Source organism: Bradyrhizobium manausense, assembly GCF_001440035.1.
Taxonomy (GTDB): Bacteria; Pseudomonadota; Alphaproteobacteria; order Rhizobiales; family Xanthobacteraceae; genus Bradyrhizobium; species Bradyrhizobium manausense.
Window position 1 is genome coordinate 159702 of the sequence record NZ_LJYG01000101.1, and the last position, 10573, is coordinate 170274.

The 10573-nt window shown below is 64.8% G+C and carries 10 protein-coding genes; 6 read left to right on the top strand and 4 right to left on the bottom strand.

The features are described from left to right. Nucleotides 1–73: 73 nt before the first annotated feature. Nucleotides 74–1111, bottom strand: coding sequence for a ferrochelatase (gene hemH, locus AOQ71_RS25760; RefSeq protein WP_057752811.1), 1038 nt, complete (start codon nt 1109–1111; stop codon nt 74–76). 82 nt (nt 1112–1193) lie between these two features. On the opposite strand from hemH, the gene AOQ71_RS25765 reads away from it, so the two are divergent. Next, nucleotides 1194–1592, top strand: coding sequence for an MAPEG family protein (locus AOQ71_RS25765; protein ID WP_057752814.1), 399 nt, complete (start codon nt 1194–1196; stop codon nt 1590–1592). Between the two features lie 107 nt (nt 1593–1699). Here AOQ71_RS25765 and AOQ71_RS25770 read toward each other — a convergent pair whose 3' ends face one another. Genes AOQ71_RS25770 through AOQ71_RS25780 form a run of 3 tightly spaced genes read right to left on the bottom strand, consistent with a single transcriptional unit; the run spans nt 1700 to nt 5528 of the window. Further along, entirely contained in the window at nt 1700–2815 is a 1116-nt protein-coding gene (locus AOQ71_RS25770; protein ID WP_205668264.1) for a nickel/cobalt transporter, read from the bottom strand. Then, complete coding sequence (locus tag AOQ71_RS25775; protein WP_057752933.1) at nt 2812–3450, bottom strand: DUF1007 family protein; 639 nt, start codon at nt 3448–3450, stop codon at nt 2812–2814. Before AOQ71_RS25775 ends, AOQ71_RS25770 begins: the two co-directional genes overlap by 4 nt. Continuing rightward, nucleotides 3450–5528 (bottom strand): M3 family metallopeptidase, encoded by a 2079-nt coding sequence (locus AOQ71_RS25780; RefSeq protein ID WP_057752818.1) that lies wholly within the window; start codon nt 5526–5528, stop codon nt 3450–3452. Before AOQ71_RS25780 ends, AOQ71_RS25775 begins: the two co-directional genes overlap by 1 nt. A gap of 136 nt (nt 5529–5664) precedes the next feature. Between AOQ71_RS25780 and AOQ71_RS25785 the strand changes: the two genes are divergently transcribed. From AOQ71_RS25785 to AOQ71_RS25810, 5 genes are all read left to right on the top strand, one after another. Then, nucleotides 5665–5919, top strand: coding sequence for a hypothetical protein (locus tag AOQ71_RS25785; RefSeq protein WP_057752820.1), 255 nt, complete (start codon nt 5665–5667; stop codon nt 5917–5919). A 661-nt stretch (nt 5920–6580) separates the two neighbouring features. Next, nucleotides 6581–7723 (top strand): type III PLP-dependent enzyme, encoded by a 1143-nt coding sequence (locus tag AOQ71_RS25795; protein ID WP_057752824.1) that lies wholly within the window; start codon nt 6581–6583, stop codon nt 7721–7723. A gap of 131 nt (nt 7724–7854) precedes the next feature. Then, a complete protein-coding gene (locus tag AOQ71_RS25800) occupies nt 7855–8442 on the top strand; it encodes a GNAT family N-acetyltransferase (RefSeq protein WP_057752826.1) in 588 nt (195 codons plus the stop codon). Nucleotides 8443–8571: 129 nt separating this feature from the next. Next, entirely contained in the window at nt 8572–8961 is a 390-nt protein-coding gene (locus AOQ71_RS25805) for a RidA family protein (protein WP_057752828.1), read from the top strand. A 57-nt stretch (nt 8962–9018) separates the two neighbouring features. Continuing rightward, nucleotides 9019–10461, top strand: coding sequence for a homospermidine synthase (locus tag AOQ71_RS25810; RefSeq protein ID WP_057752830.1), 1443 nt, complete (start codon nt 9019–9021; stop codon nt 10459–10461). Nucleotides 10462–10573 lie beyond the last annotated feature (112 nt).

Here is a 10573-nt window from a genome sequence, read left to right on the forward strand (position 1 = left end):
CCATGCCGCGATCGTTCCCAGAAGCGCCAGACAGTCGCGGCGGTTCATGAAACGCTCCCTGGAGCCAGGCATGTTAGATCCAGCCCTGCAGCTCGCGCAGCACCAGCGTTCGGATCACGTCCATTCCAGGATCGCTGTCGTTCAGGCAAGGGATCGCGGAAAACTGCTCGCCGCCATTGTGCCTGAAGATCTCGGCATTCTCCTGCGCGATCTCCTCCAGCGTCTCCAGGCAGTCGGCGGAGAAACCCGGCGTCACCACCGCGATACGGCGCACGCCTTCTTTCGCCAGCCGCTCCATCGTCTTGTCGGTGTAGGGCTGCAGCCACTCGTCATTGCCGAAGCGCGACTGGAAGGTCAGCAGCAGTCTTGTCTCATCCATACCGAGCCGGCGACGCAGCGCCTGCGTCGTCGCGATGCAGTGCCTTTGATAGGGATCGCCCTTGTCGACATAGGCCTTCGGCATGCCGTGAAAGGACGCGACGATCAGCTCGGGCCTGAAGGATAGATTCGCCAGATGCGTCTCGATCGAGACGGCGAGCGCCTCGATATAGGCCTCGTCCTCGTAGTAAGGCGGCGTTACCCGCAATGTCGGCTGGTTGCGCAGGCTGGCGAGCACGCGGAACACTTCGTCGCAGACGGTCGCCGAGGTCGAAGCGGAATATTGCGGATAGAGCGGCACGGCGAGAATGCGCTCACATCCCTTTGCGATCAGCGCATCGATCCCCGCCTTGATCGAGGGATTGCCGTAGCGCATCGCCCAATCCACCACGACATGCGCGCGATCCGACAGCGCGGCGGCGAGCTTGTCGGCTTGCGACCGCGTGATCGTCTTCAGCGGCGACTCGTTCTTCTCGACGTTCCATATCTTCTGGTAGTCGAGCGCCTTGGTACGGGGGCGGCTGCGCAGGATGATGCCGTTCAGCACGGCTTTCCAGATCAGGCCCTGGTCCTCGATGACGCGGGCGTCCGACAGGAATTCCTTCAGATACACCCTCACGCCGACGGCGTCGGCCGTATCGGGCGTGCCGAGATTGATCAGCAGCACACCGACGCGCGGCTGGCTGGGCTGAACGGTCGGCTTCGCTGAAACGAGGGGGGCCAGGGTCGTCATGTCCAGTTGCGTCGCGCGTTGCTCCGAACTTGTCAAGATGAGCCCGGTTTCGCTAGGGTCCGCCACAAGCGGGGGAGGGAAGATGACGCTCGCGGAATGGTGCGTTCTCGGAGCGCTGCTGCTCTATCTCTTAACGATCGTCTCGATCAAATGGATCAGGTTTCGCGGCTTCGACAATTCGCGGCCGCGCGACCCCGCCTTTTATCAAGACGCCATCTCGCAGCGGGCGCTCGGCGCGCACCAGAACGGCATCGAGACCTTCCCGTTCTTCGCCTTCGCCGTCCTGCTCGCAGAATTTCGTGACTCCCCGCAGCGCCTGGTCGACGAGCTCGCAGTGCTGTTCCTGATCGTGCGGGTCGCCTATGTGCTGACCTATCTCGGCAACCGGCCGACCCTCCGCTCCATCCTCTGGAGCGTCGGTTTTGCACTCAATCTGGCGATCTTCCTCATGCCGATGTTGAAGCGGTTTTTGCCGGGGTGAGCTTCGGGAAGCGTAGCCCGGATGGAGCGAAGCGTAATCCGGGGTCTCTCCGCGGTGGCACCGTCCCGGATTGCGCTTCGCTCCATCCGGGCTACGAGACCTTCGCTTCAAAAGCACGTCGTCCGCTCGGCCGCGATGTAGCCGAACAGCAGCCCCGCCCCGAACAGCAGCACCAGAGCCGCGGCGCCGAATTCGATGCCGCGCATGAACAGCGCGCCTCCACCGTCGCGGCCCGCGCTGAGGCGGCCGGCGATGTCCTTGGCCGAGACGGCGACCACGGCGATGGCCGCGACCGTGATCGCGGTGCCCAGCCCCATCAGGAAGGTCGCGGCGATGCCGGCCCAGAACAGACCCTGCGCCAGCGCGAAGACCAGCACCAGGATCGCGCCCGAGCAGGGGCGGATGCCGACGGTCAGGATCGCGGCGAACCCGCGCCGCCAGCCGCCGGGGCCGGCGAGCTCGCTCGGGGTCGGGCCATGGGCATGGCCGCAATGCTCATCATGGACGTGGTTATGCCCGTGATGGTGATGGGGGTGCGTATGATCGTGGTGATGGTGATCATGGTCGTGATGATCATGCCCATCATGATGGTGATGGCCGTGATCATCATGGCCATGGGGCACGCCCGCGATCGCCGGCACCGGCTGCGTCGCCTGGAGCGTGCGGATAAAGGTGCGGCCCTTGGTCCAGGTCAGGCGCAGGCCGAACAGCGCGATCAAGGCGTAGCTTGCAATCTCGATCGCCCCTTCCGCCTTGCACATGGTCCTGGCAGTGGCGTTCAGGATCCAGGCCGAGATGCCGACGATCAGGATCGCCACCAGCGACTGCATCAGCGCCGAGGCGAACGACAGCGCGATGCCGCGCCGCGCGGTCTCGCGGTTGGCGACGAGATAGGAGGCGATCACCGCCTTGCCGTGGCCGGGGCCGGCAGCATGGAAGATGCCGTAGGCAAAGGAGATGAAGAGCAGCGTCCACACCGCCGAGCCGTCGGATTTGGCAGCGCGGATGGTCGACGACATCTGGCGATAGAATTCCGACTGTTTTGCCAGCAGCCAGCCGATCAGGCCTCCGGCTTCGGCCTCGGCGGCGGGTGCCTGCTTCGGCGCGCCGAACGGATTTTGCGCCAGGACATGGTGAAGCGCGGCATCCGCCACGCCGACGGCGAGGAGAACGGCGGCGCAAGCGATGAGCCCGCGCGCAACGGACGAAAGTTTCGGCTTCACGGACAATCCACCGTGATCTTGTTGGCGAACATCATGCCGAAATTGGCATTCGGGCCGTCCATGAAAGTCTGCTCGTTGAGCCTCTGCGCGGTCGCGGTGCCGTCGCTCGGACGATCGAGCTTCATCTGGCAGCCTGATGGCGCGCCGACCAGCTTGACCGGATTGTCCTTGGCCATCTGGAAATCGATGAAGAAGGAGCGGTCGAACACTTCCAGCACGAGCTGTTTGGGCTTGAGCGGCGTCTTCAGCGGCAGCGTGAAGTGCAGGGTCAGCACAGTCTCCTTGTAGTCGAGATAATAGTCGACCGGCTCGCCAAAGCGCTCCTTCTTGCCGTCGGCCTTCGCAAAGGTGAAGTAGGCGTATTCCTTCAGCGACTCGACATTGGTCTGCGCCAGCGGCCCCAGCTCCTCGCGCGTATAGGCGCCCTTCTTCTTGCTCTCGAGCCCCTGCACCGCATAGGCAGAGAACATGTCATCAAACGTCCAGGCGTGACGCACGCCGGTGATGCTGCCGTCGTCGGCGTAGAGCAATTCGCTTGAAGCGGTGATCCAGACATGCGGATGCGCGCTCGCCGCGTCCGATGCGAGCATTATTGCGACGGCGAGCAGCCATCCCAGCAGCGCGCGCATGTCGATCAAGCCGCCTTGTCGTCGAGCAGGCCGCGGCGGCGGAGCAGCGCGTCGGGCTCAGGTGGGCGGCCGCGGAACGCCTCATAGGCCGCTTCCGGATCGACCGACCCGCCGCTCGAATAGATGTTGTCGTGGAGGCGCCTGGCCACCGCGGGATCGAAGATGTTGCCGGCCTCCTCGAACGCCCCGAAGGCGTCGGCATCCATGACCTCCGACCACATGTAGCTGTAATAGCCGGCGGCATAGTGGTCGCCCGTGAAGATGTGGCCGAACTGGGTCGGCCGGTGCCGCATCGAGATTTCCTCGGGCATGCCGATCTTCTCCAGCTCGCGTTTCTCGAAGGCGCGGACATCCTGCGCGGCGGCGGCGGGCTGGGAGTGGAACTCGAGATCGACCAGCGCCGAGGAGACGAACTCGACCGTGGCAAAGCCCTGGTTGAATTTTCGCGCGGCGAGGAAGCGCTTGAGCAAATCGTCCGGCAGCGGCTCGCCGGTCTGGTAGTGCCGGGCGAACTGCTGCAGCACCTCGGGCCGCTCCTGCCAATGCTCATAGAGCTGCGACGGCAGCTCGACGAAGTCGGTGAAGACCGACGTGCCCGACAGCGAGGGATAGGTCACGTTGGAGAGCATGCCGTGCAGGCCGTGGCCGAACTCGTGGAACAGGGTGCGGGCATCGTCGGGCGACAGCAGCGAGGGCTCGCCGCCTGTGCCCTTGGCAAAATTGCACACATTGATGACGAGCGGCGCGATCTCGCCGTCGAGCTTCTGCTGGTCGCGCAGCGAAGTCATCCAGGCGCCGGAGCGCTTGGACGGCCGGGCGAAGTAGTCGCCGTAGAACAGCGCCTTGTGCTTGCCGTCGGGACCCCTGACCTCCCAGACCCGGACGTCGGGATGCCAGACCGGCACATCCTTGCGCTCCTCGAAGGTGATGCCGAACAGGCGCGTGGCGCAGTCGAAGGCGGCGGCGATCATGTGGTCGAGCGTCAGATACGGCTTGATCGCGGCGTCGTCGAAATTGGCGCGCTGCAGGCGGAGCTTCTCGGCATAGAAACGCCAGTCCCAGGGCGCGAGCTTGAAATTGCCGCCCTCCTCCGTGATCAGCGCCTGCATCTCGTCGCGGTCGGCGAGTGCCCGGGCCCGGGCCGGCTTCCAGACCCGCTCCAGGAGGCCGCGCACCGCATCCGGGGTCTTGGCCATGGAATCCTCGAGCCGGTAGGCGGCGTAGGTCGGATAGCCCAGGAGCCTGGCGGTCTCCTCGCGCAGCTTCAGGATCTCGCCGATGGTCGCGTTGTTGTCGTTGGAATTGCCGTTGTCGCCGCGCGCGATAAAGGCCTTGTAGACCTTCTCGCGCAGGTCGCGCCGGCTTGAGCTCTTCAGGAACGTCTCGACCGAGGAGCGCGACAGCGTGACGATGGCCTTGCCTGCCATGCCGCGATCTTCCGCCGCCGCCTTGGCGCCGGCGATAAAGCTCTCGGGCAGGCCCTGGCGGTCGGCCTCACCCAGCTCCATGAACCAGTCCTGCTCGTCGCCGAGCAGGTGATGGCTGAAGCCGGTCGCGAGCTGGGCCAGCTTCTCGTTGATCTCGGCCATGCGCGTCTTGGCCTCGTCGGACAGGCCGGCGCCGGACCGGTGGAAGCGGGTATAGGTGCGCTCCAAGAGGCGGAGCTGCTCCGGTGTCAGACCGAGACTGCCGCGGTTCTCGTGCAGCTGGGCGATGCGGCCAAACAGCACGGCGTTCATCATGATCGGATTCCAGTGCCTCGCCATCCGCAAGGAGACCTCCTTGTCGATCTCGAGGATGGCCGGGTTGGAATGCGCCGAGACCAGGTCGTAGAAGACGGAGGCGACCTTGTTGAGCAGCTTGCCGGAGCGTTCCAGCGCCGTAATGGTGTTGGCGAAGTCGGGCGCAGCCGGATCATTGGTGATGGCCGCGATCTCGGCGGAGTGATCGGCGAAGGCCTGCTCGAAGGCCGGGAGGAAGTGCTCCGGCACGATCTCGTTGAAGGGCGGGGTCGCAAACGGCGTCACCCAGGCCTTCAGCAGCGGATTGGTCTCGGCGTCCGTAGTCTGGCGGGGGTCTGACATCGCAAGTCCCGTTTTTTGAGGCAATTTGTTGGGGCCAGCTATAGCACGCGATGGGGCTTTTTTGGGCCATTTGGCCTTGCTCCCGCCCGGCTTTTCGGGGAGATTGCGGCCCTCGAAACCACGGACCTCAACGCCCATGAACGCGCCCTCCTCGTCGTCCCGTCAGATCGTCTGGCCGAGCGTCATCACCGTCATCAGCGCCGCCATCCTGATCGGCGCCGAGGTGTTCGGCGCGGCGTTTGCCGGCGGCTGGGCGCTTGCCATTCTGATCGGGCTCGGTGACCAGGGCGCGCACATCCTTCAGGCCGTGCTGTTCGCACTCGGCGTGCTGGTCATGACCGCCTTCATCCGCGCAGCTCAGCGCGTCGAGCCGTTCTTCAAGCGCCGCTGAGTCGTCTTGCGCGACTGAAGTCACGCGCGCGACACCAAAAACTTAACGCACGTTCATCTTCCGCGTCGCTCGCGCAACACCGCGCAAGCAGATGTTAGGCAATTCTGTTCTCAGCCTAAAAAAATTCTTGCGAAGCCGAGTCAAAACCCTTATGTGCGTTTTTGCCCAATTTCGCACGTGCCTGTGGTCGTGTGTCAGTCGGTAGGTATCCGGACAAGAGGCCGGACAGCCGCCAAGGGGTGAAGAAGCCGAGGGGCTCTTCGGAAGTGCAGAAGCCGGAAGGTTGAAGCAGACTCCGAAGCGCCCAGCATCTCTCTCAAAGAGATGCCTTGTCGAAGGTGACTTCGCTCTTTGCAACCGTGACTGGCAGCCGGAGGCGAACCGGCGCACCCCGCTCTCAACGGGGGACGCGACTTAAAGCAACGACGGATCGGGCTTTTTTGGTCTCTACCGGCATTCCACCGCCGGCGCGGGCTACTGAAAAGGCTTGTCCTTCATTGCCAGGTGAGCGGGCGGGAGACTCTCCCAACCAATCCACGGCAGCACAGTCTGGTTTGAGTCTTTTGGCTTCAGCGCGCCTCCATCGCGCGATGTGGCCGAAGCACTCTTATCCGACGTCACGTTGATGCGGATCCTGTCGCTGGGACCGTTGGAGAGTGCCATGACCGAACGAATCCAGGAATTCCTGCGTAACCGCCGCAAGGAAGGTCTCGACACCGAGCCGTGCCTCGTCGTCGACCTCGAAGTCGTGCGCGACAACTACCAGAGCTTCGCCAAGGCGCTGCCCGACAGCCGCGTGTTCTACGCCGTCAAGGCGAACCCGGCGCCGGAAGTGCTGTCGCTGCTGGCTTCCATGGGCTCCTGCTTCGACACCGCGACCGTCGCCGAGATCGAGATGGCGCTGGCCGCCGGCGCGACGCCCGACCGCATCTCCTTCGGCAACACGATCAAGAAGGAGCGCGACATCGCGCGCGCCTTCGCGCTCGGCATTCGCCTGTTCGCGGTGGACTGCGTTCCCGAGGTCGAGAAGATTGCCCGCGCCGCTCCCGGCGCCAAGGTGTTCTGCCGCATCCTCTATGACTGCGCCGGCGCCGAATGGCCGCTGTCGCGCAAGTTCGGCTGCGACCCGGAGATGGCGGTCGAGGTGCTCGACGCCGCCAAGCGTCTGGGCCTCGAGCCGTGCGGCATCTCGTTCCATGTCGGATCGCAGCAGCGCAAGGTGAAGGCGTGGGACCGTGCGCTGGCAATGGCCTCGCAGGTGTTCCGCGACTGCGCCGAGCGCGGCATCAACCTCTCCATGGTCAACATGGGGGGCGGCTTTCCGACCAAATACCTGAAGGACGTGCCGCCGGTCGTCACCTACGGCCGCTCGATCTTCCGCGCGCTGCGCAAGCACTTCGGCAACCAGATTCCGGAGACCATCATCGAGCCGGGCCGCGGCATGGTGGGCAATGCCGGCATCATCGAATCCGAGGTCGTGCTCATCTCGAAGAAGAGCGACGAGGACGAGGTGCGCTGGGTGTACCTGGACATCGGCAAGTTCGGCGGTCTCGCCGAGACCATGGACGAGTCGATCCGCTACGCCATCCGCACCCCGCATGACGGCGCGGACATGACCCCGTGCGTGCTCGCCGGCCCCACTTGCGACAGCGCCGACGTGCTGTACGAGAAGACCCCGTATCCGCTTCCCGTCACGCTCGAGATCGGCGACAAGCTGCTGATCGAAGGCACCGGGGCCTATACGTCGACCTACTCGGCGGTGGCGTTCAACGGCATCCCGCCGCTGAAGACGTACCACATCTAAGCGCCTCGCTGCTCCGAGGCACGACGAACCCGGGAGCCGGCTTGTGCCGGCTCCTTACCCGACATTGCCATTCTGACGACGCTTGAGCCCGCGTGCCTTGGTGCGCGGCTTCAAGCGGGGACTGACGCGCCATGACTGCTTTTCGGAAGCCACAAGTCGCCCTCACCTCGAAAGCCGCTCCGTTCGCGATCCGAAGCGAGCGCGCCATCGACGTCGCCGCCCGTGAAGCGCTGCTGGATGCCTGCTTTGGCGAAGATCGCCATGACCGCACCTGCCAGCGCCTGCGCGACGGACGCGCACCTGCCGCCGGCCTCGCGCTGGCCGCCGTGCGTGAGGGAAAGCTCGTGGGAACCGTGCGGTTGTGGCACGTCAGCGCCGCAGGCAGGCCCGCTCTGGTCCTCGGACCGCTGGCGGTGGACCCTGCCTGCCGCGAGCTCGGGATCGGCGCCGCGCTGATGCAACAAGCGCTGGCCGCCGCCCGGGCGCGCGGGCATGACGCCGTGATCCTGCTCGGCGATGCGCCCTACTACGCCCGTTTCGGCTTCTCGGCCGAGAAGACCGGCGCGCTGCTGCTGCCCGGCCCGTTCGAGCGCGACCGTCTGCTGGCGATCGAGTTCACCGACGGTGTGCTCGATGGCGCCGAAGGGATGATCGTCCCGACCGGCGCGGCCCTGCCCAAACGGAGGGTAGTTCGCGCCCTCCAGGCGCGCGCGGCGTAAGGACTTGCCATGATGGCGACGACCGGAGCCGCACTGGGCGGCTTCCGTTAAGCTCGTCCTTTGGGGTTGCGCGGGCCCGGAAATTGCCCATAAACCCCACGAAATTCCCTTTCAGTCGAGGCCGAATCCATGCCCCGTCGCCTGATTTCCACCGGCTCCCCCCTCGAAAAGAGCGTCGGCTACAGTCGCGCCGTGATCGACGGCGAATTCGCCTTCGTCGCGGGAACCACCGGCTATGACTACACGACGATGACGATGCCCTCCGATGTCACGAGCCAGTCACGCAACTGCTTCAAGACCATCGAAGCGGCCCTGAAGGAGGGCGGTTTCGAGATGGCCGACATCGTCCGTGCGACCTACTACGTCACCGACGCCAGCTACATCGATGCCCACTTCGCCGTCTGCGGCGAGGTTCTCGGCGACATCAGGCCGGCAGCGACCTTGCTGGTCGTCAGCGCCCTCGCCAAGCCCGAGATGAAGGTCGAGATCGAAGTCACCGCCAAGCGCCGCAGCGTCTGACAAGCGCCGCGCCTGATCCACCCACCAGATGTCCGCCAGCACGTTCCGGAGAAACTTATGAGCCCTCCCTCGCAGATCTACGCGAAGATCACCGGTCCCATCGTCATGGTCGGCTTCGGCTCCATCGGCAAGGGCACCTTGCCGCTGATCGAGCGGCACCTCGATTACGACAAGTCGCGCGTCACCGTGATCGATCCCAAGGATGAGGGCCGCAGGGCGCATTGCGAGAAGCACAATGTGCGCTTCATCCAGAAGGCCGTGACCAAGGACAATTATCGCGAATTGCTGACCCCGCTGCTCACCGAAGGCGGCGGACAGGGCTTTTGCGTCAATCTGTCGGTCGACACCGGCTCGACCGACATCATGGAGCTCTGCAACGAGCTCGGCGCGCTCTATATCGACACCGTCAACGAGCCCTGGCTCGGCTTCTATTTCGACGCATCCAAGGGCCCCGAGGCCCGCTCCAACTACGCGCTGCGCGAGGTGACGCTGGCCGCCAAGCGGGCGCGCCCCGCCGGCTCGACCACGGCGGTGTCCTGCTGCGGCGCCAATCCCGGCATGGTCTCCTTCTTCGTCAAGCAGGCGCTGCTCAACGTCGCCGCCGACCTGAAGCTCAATGCGCCGAAGCCGAAGACCAGGGCCGAATGGGCCGACCTGATGCGGCAGGCCGGCATCAAGGGCATTCACATCGCCGAGCGCGACACCCAGCGCGCCAAGAAGCCGAAAGAGCCTGACGTCTTCGTCAACACCTGGTCGGTGGAAGGCTTCCTGTCGGAGGGCATGCAGCCGTCCGAGCTCGGCTGGGGCACCCATGAGAAGTGGATGCCCGAGAATGCGCATACCCACGAGGCCGGCTGCGGCGCCGCCATCTATCTGATGCAGCCCGGTGCCAACACGCGCGTGCGCACCTGGTGCCCGACCCGCGGTGCGCAATACGGCTTCCTCGTCACCCACAACGAATCGATCTCGATCGCCGATTACTTCACGGTGCGGGATGCCTCGGGCAAGGCGATCTACCGGCCGACCTGCCACTACGCCTATCATCCGGCCGACGACGCCGTGTTGTCGCTGCATGAGCTGTTCGGCCGCGCCGGCAAGATGCAGGAGAAGCACCACATCCTCGAAGAGGATGAAATCGTCGACGGCATCGACGAACTCGGCGTGCTCCTGTTCGGCCACGACAAGAACGCGTACTGGTACGGCTCGCAGCTCTCGATCGAAGAGACCCGGGAGCTTGCACCCTACCAGAACGCCACCGCGCTGCAGGTGACGTCCGCCGTGCTCGGCGGCATGGTGTGGGCGCTGGAGAATCCGAACGAAGGCATCGTCGAAGCCGACGAGATGGATTTCGATCGCCTCCTGGAGATCCAGCTGCCGTATCTCGGCCCGGTGAAGGGTTTTTACACCGACTGGACGCCGCTGACGGACCGGCCGGGCCTGTTCCCGGAGGACATCGACACCAGCGATCCCTGGCAGTTCAAGAACATTCTGGTGCGGTGAGCGGGCTCGCTGACAAAACAGCGAAAACAACCCCATGCACAGTAGACCGCGCAATGGCAGGCCATTGCGCGCCTGCGGCAAAATCGCGTGCGCTGTCTACTGCTTGTCCTTG

Excerpts from the sequence above, each read along its gene's own strand:
- hemH (WP_057752811.1), bottom strand. The coding sequence starts at position 1,111 with ATGACGACCCTGGCCCCCCTCGTTTCAGCGAAGCCGACCGTTCAGCCC.
- AOQ71_RS25765 (WP_057752814.1), top strand. The coding sequence starts at position 1,194 with ATGACGCTCGCGGAATGGTGCGTTCTCGGAGCGCTGCTGCTCTATCTC.
- AOQ71_RS25780 (WP_057752818.1), bottom strand. The coding sequence starts at position 5,528 with ATGTCAGACCCCCGCCAGACTACGGACGCCGAGACCAATCCGCTGCTG.
- AOQ71_RS25785 (WP_057752820.1), top strand. The coding sequence starts at position 5,665 with ATGAACGCGCCCTCCTCGTCGTCCCGTCAGATCGTCTGGCCGAGCGTC.
- AOQ71_RS25795 (WP_057752824.1), top strand. The coding sequence starts at position 6,581 with ATGACCGAACGAATCCAGGAATTCCTGCGTAACCGCCGCAAGGAAGGT.
- AOQ71_RS25800 (WP_057752826.1), top strand. The coding sequence starts at position 7,855 with ATGACTGCTTTTCGGAAGCCACAAGTCGCCCTCACCTCGAAAGCCGCT.
- AOQ71_RS25805 (WP_057752828.1), top strand. The coding sequence starts at position 8,572 with ATGCCCCGTCGCCTGATTTCCACCGGCTCCCCCCTCGAAAAGAGCGTC.
- AOQ71_RS25810 (WP_057752830.1), top strand. The coding sequence starts at position 9,019 with ATGAGCCCTCCCTCGCAGATCTACGCGAAGATCACCGGTCCCATCGTC.